General features: G+C 42.5%; 18 protein-coding genes. 3 read left to right on the forward strand and 15 right to left on the reverse strand.

What is annotated here, in order from left to right:
• The 11 genes from G337_RS26275 to G337_RS0113710 all read right to left on the reverse strand — a co-directional run.
• The coding region (locus G337_RS26275) for an Ig-like domain-containing protein (protein WP_037027516.1) at positions 1 to 863 on the reverse strand (863 nt) is incomplete at its 3' end.
• A gap of 876 nt (positions 864 to 1,739) precedes the next feature.
• Positions 1,740 to 2,459 carry a DUF445 domain-containing protein gene (locus G337_RS0113665; RefSeq protein WP_028864393.1) on the reverse strand — a complete coding sequence of 240 codons (720 nt, stop codon included), beginning with the start codon at positions 2,457 to 2,459 and terminating at the stop codon, positions 1,740 to 1,742.
• Between the two features lie 370 nt (positions 2,460 to 2,829).
• On the reverse strand, positions 2,830 to 3,261 hold the full coding sequence (nusB, locus tag G337_RS0113670) for a transcription antitermination factor NusB (protein ID WP_028864394.1): 432 nt from the start codon (positions 3,259 to 3,261) through the stop codon (positions 2,830 to 2,832).
• Between the two features lie 5 nt (positions 3,262 to 3,266).
• A complete protein-coding gene (gene ribH, locus G337_RS0113675; RefSeq protein ID WP_019616520.1) occupies positions 3,267 to 3,734 on the reverse strand; it encodes a 6,7-dimethyl-8-ribityllumazine synthase in 468 nt (155 codons plus the stop codon).
• A gap of 83 nt (positions 3,735 to 3,817) precedes the next feature.
• Positions 3,818 to 4,924 (reverse strand): bifunctional 3,4-dihydroxy-2-butanone-4-phosphate synthase/GTP cyclohydrolase II, encoded by a 1,107-nt coding sequence (gene ribBA, locus G337_RS0113680; protein WP_028864395.1) that lies wholly within the window; start codon positions 4,922 to 4,924, stop codon positions 3,818 to 3,820.
• Between the two features lie 25 nt (positions 4,925 to 4,949).
• The gene (locus tag G337_RS0113685; RefSeq protein ID WP_028864396.1) at positions 4,950 to 5,615 is read right to left on the reverse strand and encodes a riboflavin synthase; all 666 of its coding nucleotides are present in this window, start codon (positions 5,613 to 5,615) and stop codon (positions 4,950 to 4,952) included.
• A 1-nt stretch (position 5,616) separates the two neighbouring features.
• Positions 5,617 to 6,762 (reverse strand): bifunctional diaminohydroxyphosphoribosylaminopyrimidine deaminase/5-amino-6-(5-phosphoribosylamino)uracil reductase RibD, encoded by a 1,146-nt coding sequence (gene ribD / locus G337_RS0113690; protein WP_028864397.1) that lies wholly within the window; start codon positions 6,760 to 6,762, stop codon positions 5,617 to 5,619.
• A gap of 109 nt (positions 6,763 to 6,871) precedes the next feature.
• On the reverse strand, positions 6,872 to 7,321 hold the full coding sequence (gene nrdR / locus G337_RS0113695; protein ID WP_028864398.1) for a transcriptional regulator NrdR: 450 nt from the start codon (positions 7,319 to 7,321) through the stop codon (positions 6,872 to 6,874).
• Between the two features lie 22 nt (positions 7,322 to 7,343).
• On the reverse strand, positions 7,344 to 7,670 hold the full coding sequence (locus G337_RS0113700; RefSeq protein ID WP_157619318.1) for a hypothetical protein: 327 nt from the start codon (positions 7,668 to 7,670) through the stop codon (positions 7,344 to 7,346).
• Between the two features lie 179 nt (positions 7,671 to 7,849).
• Positions 7,850 to 9,115: a serine hydroxymethyltransferase gene (gene glyA / locus G337_RS0113705; RefSeq protein WP_028864400.1), complete on the reverse strand. Its 1,266-nt coding sequence runs from the start codon at positions 9,113 to 9,115 to the stop codon at positions 7,850 to 7,852.
• 275 nt (positions 9,116 to 9,390) lie between these two features.
• Entirely contained in the window at positions 9,391 to 9,861 is a 471-nt protein-coding gene (locus G337_RS0113710; protein WP_028864401.1) for a hypothetical protein, read from the reverse strand.
• A gap of 330 nt (positions 9,862 to 10,191) precedes the next feature.
• Between G337_RS0113710 and ettA the strand changes: the two genes are divergently transcribed.
• Positions 10,192 to 11,856: an energy-dependent translational throttle protein EttA gene (ettA, locus tag G337_RS0113715; protein WP_028864402.1), complete on the forward strand. Its 1,665-nt coding sequence runs from the start codon at positions 10,192 to 10,194 to the stop codon at positions 11,854 to 11,856.
• Between the two features lie 108 nt (positions 11,857 to 11,964).
• Here ettA and G337_RS0113720 read toward each other — a convergent pair whose 3' ends face one another.
• Entirely contained in the window at positions 11,965 to 12,609 is a 645-nt protein-coding gene (locus tag G337_RS0113720; RefSeq protein WP_028864403.1) for a porin family protein, read from the reverse strand.
• A gap of 506 nt (positions 12,610 to 13,115) precedes the next feature.
• Between G337_RS0113720 and G337_RS0113725 the strand changes: the two genes are divergently transcribed.
• Positions 13,116 to 14,324, forward strand: a complete 1,209-nt coding sequence (locus G337_RS0113725) for an acetate kinase (RefSeq protein WP_028864404.1) — start codon at positions 13,116 to 13,118, stop codon at positions 14,322 to 14,324.
• 84 nt (positions 14,325 to 14,408) lie between these two features.
• Here G337_RS0113725 and G337_RS0113730 read toward each other — a convergent pair whose 3' ends face one another.
• Positions 14,409 to 15,182: a TSUP family transporter gene (locus tag G337_RS0113730; RefSeq protein WP_028864405.1), complete on the reverse strand. Its 774-nt coding sequence runs from the start codon at positions 15,180 to 15,182 to the stop codon at positions 14,409 to 14,411.
• Between the two features lie 130 nt (positions 15,183 to 15,312).
• Between G337_RS0113730 and gcvA the strand changes: the two genes are divergently transcribed.
• A complete protein-coding gene (gene gcvA, locus G337_RS0113735) occupies positions 15,313 to 16,200 on the forward strand; it encodes a transcriptional regulator GcvA (protein WP_028864406.1) in 888 nt (295 codons plus the stop codon).
• Between the two features lie 261 nt (positions 16,201 to 16,461).
• Here gcvA and G337_RS0113745 read toward each other — a convergent pair whose 3' ends face one another.
• Both G337_RS0113745 and G337_RS0113750 read right to left on the reverse strand, forming a co-directional pair.
• The gene (locus tag G337_RS0113745; RefSeq protein ID WP_028864407.1) at positions 16,462 to 16,656 is read right to left on the reverse strand and encodes a YwbE family protein; all 195 of its coding nucleotides are present in this window, start codon (positions 16,654 to 16,656) and stop codon (positions 16,462 to 16,464) included.
• Positions 16,657 to 16,808: 152 nt separating this feature from the next.
• Entirely contained in the window at positions 16,809 to 18,218 is a 1,410-nt protein-coding gene (locus tag G337_RS0113750) for an endonuclease/exonuclease/phosphatase family protein (RefSeq protein WP_028864408.1), read from the reverse strand.
• Between the last annotated feature and the right edge of the window lie 84 nt (positions 18,219 to 18,302).

Genomic DNA, 18,302 nt, shown 5'->3' on the forward strand with positions numbered 1-18,302 from the left:
GCATCAATGGTTAAGGTGCCCAGTGCTGCCGGATTCGTTGAACCCGCCGCTTTAAAGGTACTGTCGTTATTGAAAGTAGTGTTATCCGTGGTATCGACATCGGTTAAGGTTAATGTGCCCGTCTCTTTTAACTGACCGTTATCAACATCCACATCTTCGATTACTGCACCGCTGTCGCTGTCGCTGCCGACTACACTGATTTCAGATTTGTCATCTACATCTGTGACATGGATTGTTGAAGTTGTTGTCGCAGTCGCACCGTCATCATCGCTAGTTACAAGGGTAATAACAGCATCACCATGGAAATTTTCAGCCGGCGTGAAAGTAATAGTACCGTCACTTTCATTAATCGTTACTGTACCTTGATGCGCAGGAACTTCTGCTGTTGTTAAAACAATAGTGCCGTCAATATCAGCGGCAGTATAACTGAGAGTAACACTGCCTCCGTCTTCTTCGATACTGCCGTTTTCAGCGCTTATTGTCGGGCCAAGGTTGGCAGCTTCAATAATTGTCTCGCTGATAATTCCAGACTGCTCTGATAAATTAAAACCTTGCGTTTCGAAATCTGTACTTGCTATGGTTTCTGCGCCGTCACGCGATAAACTCACCGCAGACGAGCTGCCGCCGTCATTTAAGTTTGTACCCGACGCCGTTACAATCTCTTCAACAGGCTCATCGTTACCTTCAATTGCAGCCTGAATTTTTTCTATTTCGCTTAACTCTTGTTTTTCAGCCTCTACCGCCAGTTTCTTTTCAGCGGCTTTAGTCAGCTTACTTTCATCTACTGCTGATAACCGGCTGTCTGCCTCGATAGAATCATTCGCTGAAACATCACTGTTGTTAATATTGTTAGTATCGCTCATGATTTTTTCTCCGTATTCAGGTAAGAGGCAGTGATGTTTATTATAGCAAAAGCAAGTTGCAGAGCATTTTCAGGTAAAAACAATGACGGCACTAATAAGTTCCTTTTTAATCAATATTATGCAGTATAAATTGAATGGTATTTGTTAATAAAAAATAGGTGTAATTAAGACAGTAGAAAATAAAAATGGAAGATGACCAAAAAACATACTGTGAAAATTTAGCGGGTGAAAATACAGCACAATCATAAAACAGTCAATGACACTGCAGGAGTGGAAATATACACAGCAATGCTTAATATTTGACAAAATCAGCATTTGAAAAAATGACATTTTGATCTGTTAATAATTCAGCCAAACAGTATTTGTAGACTTTTTATATTTTGATTAAATTTAAAGCGGGCATCAGAAAAATAAGCATTCATTTTGTTTCTGCTGACAGCACAAAACTCTATTACCCTGTAGAAAGTAATGATTAAATAATTCAAGCAGTTGCTATGTTTACAATATCACCCGATTATATCGAACAATATTTAAACAGACACTTGTATCGGATGAATAAAAACACAAGGCAGCAGTCAGCGGAATTTTCTGACCTGATACTGAGAATAACATAGGTTAAATATTGAGATTAGAAATATAGATAACTGACTGTATTTGCAGTGCGAATTATCTAATTTTGCCATTAAAGCCAGATAACAATCTTATGTCATTTTTTGTAATAAGATGTAACAGAGATTCTACAGCTGAAGTGTTTCATAATACTTTTGTTATTTTAAGAGAGGAAAAGTAACTATTAGAAGAGCAGTTTTTGTTTACAGAATATACGCGGGTGTTTTTCAGGCCTCAGGGAAGAAGCCTGGTAAATATCAGCTCTTTTTAAGCAACAACAAATGCACTGATCAGACCGATCAGACCGCCGAATACGCCGCCCCAGACAACCAGCCAGCCAAGGTGCTTTTTAATCATCGCCTGGATAATCTCTTTAACCAGCTGCGGGGTTAATTCATTTAAGCGCTGTTCAATTATCTGCTCAATTTTACTTAAGATATCCTGCATCGTTTCCGGCTGTTCAATCTCGTCTTTTAACAGGGCGATAAACTTATCATCTTCTGTTAATTCAACAATTGATGTTTTCATATGTTTAATAAAGGGTTCACGCAGCGGTGTTAGTGCTTCTTCGCCGCCGAACATGCCTAACATACCACCGAATGAAGATTCCATAATAACTTTTATTAAACCGTCATAGGTCGGGTTAAGATCTACTTTTTCAATAACCGGCTGCAGATTAAGGTGCGTCGGTGAAAGAGAGCCGGCACTTAAAAAACGGTCAACATTTTCCAAGGTAAAAAACTGATCCATCATTAATGAACGAATACCTTTTTTAAATTCTTCAAAATGTGCCGGAACAACACCAGAACCATATAAAAAAGGTACTTTTTCAAACAGCATAAAGACAGCTAGCCAGTTGGTTAACGCGCCGGAAAGGGCAAATAATCCAACCATGGTTAAAACAGCTGCTAACTCTGTTTCCCCCTGCATTAACCCGGCAGTTAGAATTAATGCCGCGGTTAAGTTAGTCATCAAACTCTTGTTCATTTTTATTCCTATTTTCTGACTCAATTTTGAACGAAAAAAAATCCAGTCACTATCTGCACTTTATACTTCATGCACACAGGTACTGGATTGTATATACCCAAACCACTTGAAGATGCAGATTCAGAGCTTAGCTCGGAAGTCAGAACAAGGCACAATATGCAGAGAATGGTTATTCCCTTTTCAAATATTGTAACGCCGTGCTGATTTTCGAGCTAGGCTCCCGCAGGGCAAGGCGAGAGTCAACCATCTTCAGCGTTATAAAACCTTGATGTAGAATGCTAGACCTGCGGCTTTATGCCTTGAATCTAGTCACCTCTCGACTTGCTGATTCCTGCATCTTCAAGTGGCTTGGGTATAAAACAGCTTTCAATTAATCGTTAGCAGTTTCTTCACGTAACTTTAAGCTGCGCAGTGCTTTATCTAAAACACCATTTACAAACTTATAAGATTCGTCGGTAGCAAAATCTTTCGCTAATTCAATCGCTTCATTTAATACCACTTTATGCGGCACATCGGTGCGGCAGGTTAACTCAAACATTGCGATACGTAATACTGCAAGATCAACCATATCAACATCACTGATTTTACGAGAAAGATACGGAGATAGTTTTTCATCTAAAGATTCAACACGGTGAACAACACCCGTTAATAGCTCTTTAAAGTATGGAACATCTGTTTTTGCAAAATCCTGATCAACAGTAAACTGATCAATAATCTGACCAACATTCAGTTGAGTGATCTGCCACTGGTAAACCGCTTGTACTGCAAATTGACGAGCGCGACGGCGCTCTGCAGGTTTCATTTTCATTATCCTAATTCCGCCATAACATTAACCATTTCCAGGGCACCTAAAGCAGCTTCACTGCCTTTGTTGCCCATTTTAGTGCCTGCACGTTCGATTGCCTGATCAATTGAATCAGTTGTTAATACACCAAATGCTACTGGTACATCAAAATCCATCGATACTTGTGCAAGGCCTTTATTACATTCATTAGCAACAAACTCAAAATGCGGTGTTCCACCACGAATGACCGTACCTAATGCGATAATTGCATCGTATTTTTTTGATGCTGCAACACGCTTAGTTGCAAGTGGAAGCTCAACAGCACCTGGTACACGAACCACAGTGATATTATCGTCTTCAACCTGACCTGTACGTTTAAGGGTATCAATTGCGCCCGCTAATAACTGCTCATTAATAAAGCTGTTAAAACGAGAGATTACGATTGCGATTTTCGCCTGTGGAGCAGCTAGGCCACCTTCAATTATTTTCATTTTCTACCCTTATTGCAAAATTTTGTGCATTCTAGCACATTTTATCTGTTTGTTAAGATAACGATCGTACTGTCAGTGAATGATTACTCAGTGATGTAATCAACCACTTCCAGACCAAAGCCACCCAGTGCATGATATTTTTTCTCAGAACTTAAAAGTGCCATTTTATGCACGCCTAAATCACGTAATATTTGCGAACCGACACCAACACGACGGCTTGCCCCCTGCGGTTTAGAGGCAACACGCTCTCCCGCATCCTGCTTAGCGATATGTTTAACCTGTTCGATTAACGACTCCGCTGTTTCCTGATGACCTAACATCACCAGTACGCCGCCGTCTTCTGCTAAACGCTGCATTGCATTACTTAAAGGCCAGGTACGAGCACCTAAACGGTCAGAGAAAAAGTTATCGCTGAAAGTGTTCTGTAAATGAACACGAACATTGGTAGTCGCGCCTTCTTTTATCTCACCGTTTACTAAAGCAAAATGAACCTGCTTATCAATGGTGTCCTGATATGCGACTAAATCAAAATCACCAAACTCAGTCGGTAATCTGCAGCTGCTGACACGCTCAATGGTTGTTTCATTGTTATTACGGTATTCGATTAAATCGGCAACTGTACCTAGTTTCAGGCCGTGTTTTTCAGCAAACAGTTCCAGATCAGCACGGCGCGCCATGGTGCCGTCTTCATTTAATATCTCAACAATCACACCAGCCGGCTCTCGACCTGCTAAGCGTGCTAAATCACAGCCCGCTTCCGTATGACCAGCACGTGTTAATACACCGCCGGCCTGCGCTTTAAGCGGGAATATATGACCAGGCATCACAATATCAGTAGGTTTTGCATCTTTAGCAATGGCGGCCTGAACAGTGACAGCACGGTCGGCAGCTGAAATACCGGTAGTGACCCCTTCAGCAGCTTCAATTGAAACCGTAAAGTTGGTAGAAAAAGCCGCAGTATTATCATCAACCATTAACGGCAGCTTTAACTGCTCACAACGGGCTTCAGTCAGAGTTAAACAGATTAAACCGCGCCCGTTAGTCGCCATAAAGTTAATCGCTTCAGGTGTCACCAGATCGGCGGCCATGATCAGATCACCTTCATTTTCACGGTCTTCATCATCCATTAAAATAACCATTTTACCTAAACGGATGTCTTCAATAATCTCAGCGGTAGTATTTAATTTCATGTTTATTCCTATTCGGTTTTCCGGCTTAACCTAAGAACCCGCTGCGGGCGAGCAGGTCCATTGTTGATTTATTTTTATTTTTAGTACTTTGTGAAGCTTGTTCACCTAACATCAGACGCTCTAAATAGCGTGCGATTACATCAACTTCTAAATTAACCTGAGTGCCGACTGCATAATTGACCATATTAGTCTGGGCGATAGTATGCGGAATGATGGTTAATTTAAAAGAGGCACCGTCAATTTCATTCGTGGTCAAACTAATACCGTCAACGGTAATTGAACCTTTTTCTGCAATATACTTAGCTAATTCATCGGGCGCTTTAATCCAGTATTCAACTGCACTGCCAAGCGGTGTAATCGCAGTAATTTCTCCCACGCCGTCAACATGACCGCTGACAATGTGACCGCCGAAACGGTCATTCATCTGCATCGCTTTTTCCAAGTTAACAGCAAAGCCGGTTTTGATCTGTGCAAAACCGCTGCGTTTAATTGTTTCATAAGAGACATCAGCATCAAAACCGTGTGCAGTTAAGCTGGTGACCGTTAAACACACACCGTTGTTAGCTATGCTGTCACCTAACTTAACATCACTAAGATCCAGACTTCCTGAATCGACACTAATGGTCATATCTTTTTCATTGTGTTTAATTGCAGTGACGTGCCCCACTGCAGCTATGATGCCTGTAAACATATTAATCTCGATTACTTATAAGTCGGATATCGTTACCAATTATCGCCACATCTTTAAGCGTTAACTGCACAACATCCTCCATTTTGGAATAGTTGGGTAAGTTTACTAAGTTTCTCGCCTGATCGCCCATTAATTTTGGTGCCTGATAGAGTATAAATTCGTCAACCAGTTGATTATTGAAGAACTCACCCGCGAGTTTAGCGCCGGCTTCAACCCAAAGATCATTAATTTCATATTTATTGAGCTGGCTGAGTAAAAGATTCAGGTCGATCCGCCCATGCCCGTCATCACTGCCGATAACCTGTTCCACTTGTGCTTTGCAGGCAATCGCGCCTAAATCATCACGCGGTTTCAATGACACTAAAAGTACCAGGCCTTCAAGGGAAAATAATTTTTCATCCAGATTTAATTTATTATGTGAGTCTAAAATAATACGAATCGGCTGACGCACTGAGCCGCCGTCAATTTCGCCGTTAAACATTGGTGCTTGTTTTAATTCTTCATAACGCACGTTTAAACTCGGATTATCGGCAATAACAGTACCGCTGCCGGTTAACAGCGCACTCTGCATAGCGCGGTAATACTGCACATCCACACGAGCATCCGGACCGGTGATCCACTGGCTCTGACCATTTTTCAATGCGGTTTTACCGTCCAGGCTCGAGGCCAGTTTAACTGTCACGCGCGGCTGCTTAACCTGCATGCGTTTAATAAAACCACGATTCAAATTAAGCGCTTCATTTTCTAATAAACCGACATCCACCTGAATACCCGCTTCCTGTAAAATAGCAATGCCCCGGCCGGCTACTTTTGGATTAGGATCCACCATAGCAATAACTACGCGTTTTACACCGGCTTCAACCAGCGCTAAAGCACAGGGAGGAGTTCGGCCGTAATGAGAGCACGGCTCTAATGTTACATAACAGGCTGCATTAACGGCTTTTGTCTGGGCAATAGCCAGAGCATTTATTTCTGCATGGGGTAAACCGGCTTTTTTATGAAAACCTTCGCCGACAATAATATTATTCGCGGCAATAACACAGCCCACATTAGGATTCGGTGATGTCGTAAAACGACCTTTTTTAGCTAACTCAACGGCATGCGCCATGTAGTGTTTATCTTGCTCAGTGAAATTTGCAGTATGCATGAAGTTACCATAGGTAAAAGCGATGCAGGCAGGTTATACCAGATCCACTAATTATCTATTCATTTAATTAATGTAACTAGTATTAAAACCTGTCCGACAGCTGAAATTATTATTTATCTAATTTGGCAATCTCTTCGCCAAACTCTTTTACATCTTCGAATGAACGATATACAGATGCAAAACGAATATAAGCGATCTTATCTAAACTTTTAAGTAATTCCATCACTAATTCGCCGACCATTTTTGATTCAACTTCCCGCTCACCTGTGGCGCGTAATGTTGATTTCAGTTTATTAACGGCGCCTTCAATGGCTTCAATGCTTACCGGTCTTTTTTCCAGCGCCCGGTTAATACCCACCAGCAGTTTATCATCGTTAAAAGGTTCACGACGACCGTCTGATTTAATTAAACGAGGCATCACCAGCTCAGCCGCTTCAAAAGTTGTAAAACGTTCATGGCATTCATTGCATGAACGACGGCGGCGCACTTGAGAACCTTCAGCAACTAATCGAGAGTCGATAACTTTAGTATCCTGCGCGCTACAAAAAGGACAGTACATAATTTCTCACTTTACTTTGCTATTAAATATATTCATTTTTAAAATTTTTATAACTATCTATACGGGTGAAATTAATTTTATCAATCCGTAATGAATCAATTCCAGTTTTTTGTAACTGCATACCTGAAATCCGTATTCCTAAATCAACATTAGGGCTGGGTATTAACAGCTTTTCCCCTGGCGAAGATACTTGTGCCGATAATTTTTGAGCAGACGGTAAAAGTAAATCAAAGCTCACATCCAATTCAGGGAAAAACGTTGAGAATTTATCATGAATCCAGCCTGCAATGGGAATATAAATCTCGTCTGGATCCCGTTTTCGACTACCCGCCGTACATTGATTAACCACACAACTGACAAAGAGATTCTTGTTTTAGCAGATAAAGGTAAATACAGCGTTTTTTTAATCCTAGGCTGCTGATTAAATAAGCTGTTAACTTTTATCAAAACCAAAGAGGATCAGTACTTTTTAACGTTAAAAAAAAACCGCACAAAAGTGCGGTTTTTTAGAGGCTGAGTCCGAGATACTTAACCGTAAACCGGGCACTCTTTGCAGAATACTGCAACTTTAGCTTTAACTGTTTCAATAACCGCAGCTAGTTTTTCTTCATCTTTAACAGCATCAAGAATGTCACAAATCCAGCCGGCAAGTTCAGCAGCCTGTTGTGCATTAGCACCACGACGAGTGAATGCAGGTGTACCGATACGCAGACCAGAAGTTACAAACGGAGAACGCGGATCATTTGGTACTGAATTTTTGTTAACAGTAATGTGTGCATTACCAAGCGCTGCATCAGCTTCTTTACCTGTAATATCCTGCGCGATTAAATCAACTAGGAAAAGGTGGTTTTCAGTGCCGTTAGAAACGATTTTGTAACCGCGTTCCTGGAATACTTTAACCATTGCTTTAGCGTTATCTAAAACGCCCTGCTGGTAAACTTTAAACTCAGGCTCAGCACACTCTTTAAAAGAAACCGCTTTAGCAGCGATAACGTGCATTAACGGGCCGCCCTGACCGCCGGGGAATACAGCAGAGTTTAGTTTTTTCTCAATTGCTTCATTGGCTTTAGCAAGAATAAGACCGCCGCGTGGACCGCCTAATGTTTTATGTGTTGTGGTTGTTACCACATCAGCAAACGGTACCGGATTAGGGTAAAGACCGGCAGCCACAAGACCGGCAACGTGTGCCATATCAACAAACAGGTAAGCTCCGACTTTGTCTGCGATTTCGCGGAACTTAGCCCAGTCTACGATGCCAGAGTATGCAGAGAAACCTGCAACAATCATTTTTGGCTTATGTTCAACGGCTAAAGCTTCAACTTCAGCGTAGTCGATCATGCCTGATTCCGGGTTAATACCGTACTGAACGGCATTGTAAATTTTACCTGAAAAGCTTACCGATGAACCGTGCGTTAAGTGACCGCCGTGAGCAAGGCTCATACCTAAAACAGTATCGCCAGGAGCACAAAGTGCCTGGTAAACAGCACTGTTTGCTTGAGAACCGGCATGCGGCTGCACATTTGCGTAATCTGCACCAAATAAAGATTTAGCACGTTCGATTGCTAGCGATTCTGCAACATCAACATACTCACAGCCGCCGTAATAGCGTTTGCCGGGGTAACCTTCAGCATATTTGTTTGTTAACTGACTACCTTGAGCTTCCATTACACGTGGGCTTGTGTAATTTTCTGATGCGATAAGTTCAATGTGGTCTTCTTGACGCTGAACTTCATCAGTAATTGATTGCCATAATTCCGGATCGTAATCTGCAATATTCATATCGCGGTTAAACATGCGTATCTCCTGCTTAGTATGGTGGGTATTCAGTTAAATCAAATTGATTTTCTTGATGCAGCGCATTTTACGCAAACTTTTGCCCCTTGCATAGGATAAAAAGCGTGAATAATTTTGTAACTAAACTTGAACAGAATTAATAGCCGTTTATTTAATTACATTTATCTTATTCTCCGGCTACACAGGGGATAGTTACAGCATTTCAAACTGATAGAAACAGTGAAAGGCTCCGGTAAATCAGATTAAGAGAGGTTTATTAAAGTATTTTCGATAACTCAGGCAGGTTCACTCTGGAGCATATGTAATAGAGAGCGTCCGACTAACATATCTACATCAGCAAGCGCATCTGCACCTAGTTTAAGCTCTACTAATGATCTGAACCGCTGCACAGCATTCACAGCAAGTATTGAAGGCTGCTCTTCAGCGATATGCACAAATAACATTTTCAAAATATTGCAGAAAACATTCTCCTGCAGAGCTGACTCCCAGCTGCGGATAAACTCCTCGCGTCCACCGTCAAGCTGCAGATAATCAACAAAGATAGGCATTACCCGGCCTTGAAGGGCTTCTAAAAAACATACTCGTGACGGGTAATATCCCTGAATCGTTGATATTTTCATTGCCGATAAAATAGAAATGCGTTCATATAAAATCCCGCTGTAACCATCCTGCAGAAAGATATCCAGAATAATGCTGTCAAGACGCTGCTTATTTTTCTCTTTTTCAACTCGACTTATACGGGCCATATTAACTCCATTTACTTTACGGGTCTTTTACTAAGCAAACTACACATGCCTTATCAATAGTACAATATCATACTTGTATTTCTGCGCAGCGCAGCTGCTTTATACTAAAAAAATACATAATATTTACGGATAAAGTATTTGTAAAAATTATGTACAACCTGTTATTCATTCACTTAACAACAACTGCGTCAGCATAAAGCATGCATATACTGCGTAAATCTGTTTTTACAGGCGCCTTTGTTCAAGTTATCAAAGCAGATAGATTGACGTGTCCGATAACTAGCCCCTACAATACGTCACTAAATTTTTTCCCTTATATAAAGGTTATTTATGGCACAGTTTATTTATAACATGAGTCGAGTGAGCAAGGTTGTTCCACCTAAGCGTACTATCCTCAAAGATATCTCTTTAAGTTTCTTTCCCGGTGCAAAAATCGGCGTGTTAGGTTTAAACGGCGCGGGTAAATCTACCCTGCTGCGTATTATGGCCGGCGTTGACAAAGAGTTTGAAGGTGAAGCTCGTCCGCTTGCCGGTACAAAAATCGGTTACCTGCCGCAGGAGCCGGTTTTAGACCTAGAAAAAAATGTCCGCGAAATTATCGAAGAAGCGGTCAGTGAAGTAAAAAATGCACTAACTGAACTTGACGGCGTTTATGCAGCCTACGCTGAAGAAGGTGCTGATTTTGATGCTTTGGCTAAACGCCAGGGTCAGCTTGAAGCAATTATCGAAACCCACGACGGCCATAATCTTGATAACCAGCTGGAGCGTGCTGCTGATGCACTGCGCCTGCCTGCCTGGGATGCAAAAATAAACGTACTTTCCGGTGGTGAACGCCGCCGTGTTGCGCTTTGCCGTTTACTGCTTGAAAAACCAGACATGCTGCTGCTTGATGAGCCTACCAACCACCTGGATGCAGAGTCTGTCGCATGGCTTGAGCGTTTCTTACATGATTACGAAGGTACCGTTGTGGCGATTACCCATGACCGTTACTTCTTAGATAATGTTGCCGGCTGGATTTTAGAGCTGGACCGCGGTTACGGTATTCCCTGGGAAGGTAACTACTCATCATGGCTTGAGCAGAAAGATGAGCGTTTACGTCAGGAAGGCTCACAGGAGAAAGCCCGCCAGCGCCAGATTGAAAAAGAGCTGCAGTGGGTGCGTTCAAATGCTAAAGGCCGTCAGTCGAAAAGCAAAGCCCGTTTATCCCGCTTTGAAGAGCTTAATAACCAGGACTTCCAGAAACGTAATGAAACTAACGAGCTGTTTATCCCGACAGGTCAGCGTTTAGGTGATCAGGTTATTGATGTTAATAATCTTAAAAAATCATTTGACGGTCGTGTTCTGATCGATGATTTAAGCTTTAAAATTCCTAAAGGCGCCATTGTCGGTATTATCGGTGCCAATGGTGCTGGTAAATCAACTCTGTTTAAAATGTTATCGGGCCAGGAAAAGCCTGATGCAGGTGAGATCATTATCGGTGAAACCGTGCAGCTTGCCAGCGTTGAGCAGTTCCGTGATCATATGGATGATAATATCAGCGTTTTCCAGGAAGTATCCGACGGCAGCGATATGATTAAGATCGGTACGGTGGAAATTCCAAGCCGTGCATACCTGGGGCGTTTTAACTTTAAAGGTACGGACCAGCAGAAGATCGTCGGACAGTTGTCCGGTGGTGAACGCGGACGTTTACATCTTGCTAAACTGCTTAAATCCGGCGGCAACATGTTATTACTCGATGAGCCGACCAATGATCTGGATATTGAAACACTGCGTGCACTGGAAGATGCGCTGCTTAGTTTTGCCGGCTGTGCCATGGTTATCTCCCATGACCGCTGGTTCCTAGACCGTATCGCAACGCATATCATCGATTACCGTGATGAAGGTGTAGTTAACTTCTACGAAGGCAACTTCAGCGATTATGAAGAGTGGCTGAAGAAAACCTTCGGTGCAGCTGCGGTTGAACCGCACCGCATTAAGTACAAACGTATTTCGTAACCTGCACTTAAAAAGTTAATAATTGAAGCCTCCTTACCCGGAGGCTTTTTTATTTATGAAAGAGAGGTGTTCAGCAGCTGCGCTGATTGTTATAACCAGCCAGAGCAGCTAAAACTTATACATAGCACCAAGATAAAGAGTGCCGATTTGTGAAATATAAGATGAATTATCGCGGTTATTGTAATCATTTGACAGGGTTGCCGCATACATGTCAGCTTCAAAAGCTAACCGGAATGTTAAACCAGTGGCCGTAGAAGGCTGATACTCTCCGCCGAAACCATAACGGAAGGCCACCCGTTTATCATCATTAAACATCACCTCTGACTGCCTTAAATCTATCACCGACAGTCCAGCGATACCAAAGGCGCGTAAACCAGTATCAAATGTATAACCGATATTAGCAGCAACAGCGACGGCACGAGGCGACAAGCTCCCTGCGGCGCTGCTTCCCGGCTTAGGTGTTAAACTGCCGTAATCACTATAACTCACTTCAACACCAACAATACGGTTAATATTTACTCCGCTGTAAAGTTTAACTGCGGTATTTTTACTTTCTAAATCAGAGGTGTAACTAATCGAGTCATCATCATCGTCAATAACAGCATTCCAATATTGCGAAGGCCCGGCCCCCAAACCGATGTAAAATCCAGATAATTCCGGTTTTGCTGTCAGACTACTATGATAAGGTGACTCATCGGCACTTACCTGCAGGCTGAACAGCAGTACGGCAGAAGCGTATAAAATATTTTTCATCTTAAATCCCTTCTCAATTTCAACACAGCGATACCCGGACAGCTTAAATATCAAAAATCAGCATATCCAGACTGCCTGGGTGTACATATAAAAAAATCACAAATATTTAACGTTACAAATATTGTAAGCAATGGGAGCAGATAAAGGCAAGAATCAACAGCAGCTATAGTTAACATTTATTGCTTAGGCGGCTTACAATTTCAAAATTACATTTCAAATTATCAGCACAACAAATCCCGATTCAGGTAAACAACAGCTGCATCTATTTAATATGCACTAACCTTTGAAAACAAATAACAACATTAGGCAAAAGGTTAATTAAAACTACTATTGTGATCTTAGTGCTTCCCGTGTAATCTTCGCCCGATTAAGCATCGTATCAGCAAATATAGCGCCCTGGGGCCCTCTTCTAGATTCTGCTGCGGTAACAAAATATAACTTTTATTAGGGTTCGATCTGTTTTTAGGTCTAACCCTTTGTTTTAATGTAAAAAAGGATATAAATAGATGAGCGCTAAGCTAATTCTTGTACTTAACTGTGGTAGTTCTTCTCTGAAGTTTGCCATTATCGATACCACCAGTGGTGATGAAAAAATTTCAGGTCTTGCTGAATGTCTGCATTTAGATGATGCGCGTATCAAATGGAATCTTGAAGGCGTTAAAGGCAGTGCTGATTTAGGCGCTGGTGCAGCTCATGAAGAAGCGCTTAACTATATTGTTAGTGAACTGCTTTCTCAAAAACCAGAGCTGAAAGAAAATCTATTTGCAATCGGCCACCGTGTAGTACACGGCGGTGAAAAATTCACTAAATCAGTTGTAATCACCGATGAAGTAATGAAAGGTATCGAAGAGTGTGTGGCACTTGCACCTTTACATAACCCGGCTCACCTTGTTGGTATTCGAGCGGCTCAGCATGCTTTTGCATCACTGCCGAATGTAGCTGTATTCGATACTGCATTCCACCAGACAATGCCGGAAGAAGCATTCTTATACGCACTGCCGTACAAGCTTTACCGCGAAAACGGTGTACGCCGTTACGGTATGCACGGTACAAGCCATTACTACATCAGCCTGCAGGCTGCTGAAGTACTAAACAAACCGGTTAATGAATTAAACATTATTAACTGTCACCTGGGTAACGGCGGTTCTGTTTGTGCAATTAAAAATGGTATTTCTGTAGACACTTCTATGGGTATGACCCCGCTAGAAGGTTTAGTAATGGGTACTCGTTGTGGTGATATGGATCCGGCGGTAATTTTCCACCTGCATGATGAACTGGGTTACAGCATTGAAGAAATCAATACTATGCTGACTAAAGAGTCTGGTCTGTTAGGTCTGACTGAACAAACTTCTGATTGTCGTTTTGTTGAAGATAACTACGAAACAGATGCTGCTGCTAAACGTGCAATGGACCTTTACTGCTACCGCCTGGCTAAATATATTGCTAGTTACACAGCAGCGCTGGACGGTCGTTTAGATGCAGTAGTATTCACCGGTGGTATCGGTGAAAACTCAGCACCTATCCGTAAGCTGACGCTAGAGCGTTTAAGCTTGTTAGGCTTTAAAGTTAATGAACAGGCTAACCTGGCAAACCGCTTTGGTAAAGAGTCTAACCAGGGCATCATTACTGATGAAAACAGCACAGTGGCTATGGTAATTCAAACTAATGAAGAATGGGTTATTGCTCATGACACACTAGACTTAGTAGAAAAATAATTTCAACTAAGTACTTCTTCTAAGTACGAGAAAGCCTCCGATTTATTCGGGGGCTTTTTTTTACCTTTAATAAAGTGAGCAGTGTTACGACAACAGCAGGTACTGACTGGAAAGCAGCTTTACACTCATTAGAACTGACATGCTGACAACCAGTGGTTTAATCATTTTCGTGCCCTTAGTTAAAACTAAGCGTGAGCCTAATGTTGCCCCCATCGCCTGCCCTGCCAGCATTATTGCGCCTAGCAGCCAGAATACCTGCCCGCCGAGAGCAAAAAAGATCAACGATGCAATATTAGTTGAGAAGTTAAGCACCTTAGCATGGGCTGTTGCTTTCGCTAACCCGTATCCGGATAGAGACACAAAGGCTAAAGCAAAAAAACTTCCGGTCCCAGGGCCAAAGAAACCATCGTATAATCCGACTCCCATGGCGGCCGTTAAAGCAAACAGCCCGGGGGTTAATACCTGATGACGATCATCTTCCGTGATCTTTTTTGAAAACAGGAAATAGCCGCCGATCGCCAGCATTAAAAACGGCAGCAGCATCTCTAATATCGCAATATCAATAAGCTGCACCGCAATTGTGCCTAGTGCGGCTCCGATAAAGGCGCACAGTATCGCCAGCTTCATGTCACTCAGTTTAACCAGCCCCTTGCGCACAAAATAAAAACTGGCAAAAAAACTGCCGCCGCAGGCCTGGAGCTTATTAGTTGCTAAGGCGGCTGTCGGCGGAAGCCCGGCCCACATTAAAGCCGGGATGGTTATTAAGCCGCCGCCGCCGGCAATCGCATCAATAAAACCAGCAAAAACTGCAGCGGCAAACAGCAGAGCGACAATCTCATGGGAAAATTCAAATAACATTTGTTAAAACTCCACCTGTCAGGATAAAAATCACTGTGCTATTAATACTTGGTTTGCACAAATACTGCAAAGGAGTTATCGTCTTGGTAATGTGAGAAATACTCACACGTAATAATTATTGGAAATTAATATGCATTCAAATTTTCCACCGCTTAATTCATTACTTGCATTCGAGTCGGCCTCAAGACACTTGAGTTTCAGCAAAGCCGCTGATGAACTTTTTGTCACCCATGGAGCCGTCAGCAAACAGATAAAAGGCCTGGAAAACTATCTCGGTGCCGCACTCTTTTTACGTCAGCACCGCAAACTGGCCCTTACCGATGACGGTAAACGCTATCTGCCGCAGATCCGGAGTGCTCTGCAGACTATCAGTCATGCAAGCGATGAAATAAAGTCACAGCAGATGCGCACACAAACCTTAGCAATTAACGTGCTGCCCAGCCTGACCATAAACTGGCTTATTCCGAGAATGGAAGAGTTTAAACAGCGCTATCCGCATCTCTATGTGGATCTTTCCATTGGTGATTTTACTGTGGATTTTGAGCAGACCCACTGTGATATTGCTATTCGAAGTGCCACCAGCAGGCCCAGAAACTGCAGCTGTATAAAACTGATGGATGAAGATTTGTGCCTAGTTTGTGCACCGCAGCTGGCGGCGCAGCTAAAAAGTATCGATGATATTAACCATATGACCCTGCTTAAACATACAACTCGTGCGGAGTTATGGCCGTACTGGTCAGAAAAAGTGGGGCTGACATTAACCGCACAGCAGCAGTTCGGCATGGAGCATTTTTATATGCTCAGCCAGGCGGCGGCCAGCGGCATGGGTGTTGCTCTTATTCCACGCTTTTTTATCGAACAGCAGCTGGCAGACGGCAGCCTGGTTATTCCCTTTGCCAGCAGTTTCAGCAGTCCCTACAGCTATTATGTACTAACCCCGAAATCAGCTAACCTGCCCTTAAAAGCGCAGGTTTTTATCGACTGGCTGCTGGAGTTATTTGCTCCCTATCGTAATTAACGGCTCAGCATTAATTTTGTATAACTTTAACACGCCCTCTTATACCATTCCGGATAAATAAGTGAGCAATTTAAGCGTAGAAAAAATCAATCATATCAAGGCATGAGTTGCAGTAAATGGTTGTTCCCTTTACAAAACTTATAACGCAGAGATGGTTTATTTTAACCAGCATAAAAGATCAGATACTTATTCAGACTGGTATTATATACCGGCCGCTGGAACTGTTTTCACCCTGCGTAGTCAGCTTGATAATATAAATCATTATTCATGAATAACTTTAACGCGTCCTACTGCACCGCTTTCTAAACGTACTTTAATACCGTGCGGATGATTAGACGAATTAGTCAGAATATCTTTAACTGTTCCATCTGTCAGTCTGCCGCTGCGCTGATCCTGTTTTAAAACTATCGATACTGATAAGCCTTTTTTAATATCCGCTCTGCTGGTCCCGTTCATCGTTATTTTCCTGTTAAGTATTTGATACAGAAGTCTGCCTTAAGACAGCCATGAAGGTCAATAGAGCTGGTAAAGCAGTTAAACTAAATCAGAAATGAAAAAGCACCGGCCTTTATTCAAGGGCGGTGCTGAAATTTTAATAAAGGTGCAGATTAAAGTACTACATCAATCCATACCAGACGGTGATCTGAAGAGATGTCTTTACCACCGCCCTCTTCACCGACCAGCTCATCATTCATCAGTTTACGCCCTTCTTCGAAGGTCGCAGGCCAGAATACGCCAGAGTCAGTTACGGTTAAGTCACTTGACGGAATCGTGTAATCCATACGCAGTCCACCATCACCGGTAATGCGGTCCGGATAAGTTGTATCCCAGTTTTCTTCTTTACACTCCTGCAGAGTAATACATTCCGGGCCGCCGTAACTAACTGGGGCATAAACACCGTTTGTTGCTTCCACGTTAACATGCTCACTGTTCAATAAGTCATTAATGGCTGTTAAATCACCGTCACCGCTTATCGGATCGGCATTTAAATCGCCCATAATTACAAATGACGCATCATCAGCTAATCCGCCGGTCACCCCTTTATCATCATAAATGTAATCACCGCTGCCGTTACCTGAAACATAATCTAACCAGAAATCAACTTCAGCACGGTTAAGCATCTTATTGTTCTCGGTCAGCGTATCAAAAACCGGCGGTGTAGGGTGAGACAACAACAGGTGAACGACTTTATCGCCGTTTTCTGTCGGCACAATAATCGGCGCATCAACATGGTTTTTAGAAGACATTGGTTTCTCTGCCCATGCTTCTGCTGTATACCATTGATCACCACATGCCATACCTGCTGGAATCGGATTATTTTCATCATCACAGTTAGTTATTGTCGGGTTTGTTTCCCCCGGCATATCTTTCCACTTAAATGTCTGGAAAGTACGTACTTTATCTTCATCAATTGGATACATTGACAATAATGCAAACGCATACTGACCATGGTAAAGACCAAAGCCCCACGCATCATCCGGGCCGCCGTCAACCACACCGTCACGATCCAGATCAAAACCGCTCATTAAACCGGTATTAGTCTGGTAGTTATCAGAATACGGGAACTCAATCGGCTCAAGCATACGCACTTCAGTAGAGCTTGCGCCTTCACCGTTCTGCGCCACAGCTAAATAGTTCTGCTGAAAACCTAACAGCGCTGTCGTATCTTCAGCAATACCGTCGTTATTAAATTCATTCATCAGGATCACGGCTGGACGCTCTGTCTGAATAACTGCAGCAACATTACGAATCTGAATAACTTTTTCTGCAGCTTCTAAATCTTGTTCAGATAAGCTCCCCTCAAACCAGCCGGCAATTAAGATATCCTGCTCAGCTTTAGTCAAACTCATTTCATCTGCTAACTGTTCGAATGAAGAACGGTCGAATGACAGATTATAAGTGGATATTCGAACGAGCTTATTTTCAGGGACCGGCTCCACAACTGGAGCTTCGCTGTTACAGCCGGTTAATAACGCAAGTGATATTGCAGCTGCGGCTGCCGTTTTTATTAATTTCATTTTCTAACTCTACATTGATAATAATCTATAGCTGGTCCCTCAAGCTTTCGAGTGCATTCTATAGAACTGAAACAGCAGAAACTA

Origin of the sequence: Psychromonas aquimarina ATCC BAA-1526 (assembly GCF_000428725.1) — a bacterium.
Taxonomy (GTDB): Bacteria; Pseudomonadota; Gammaproteobacteria; order Enterobacterales; family Psychromonadaceae; genus Psychromonas; species Psychromonas aquimarina.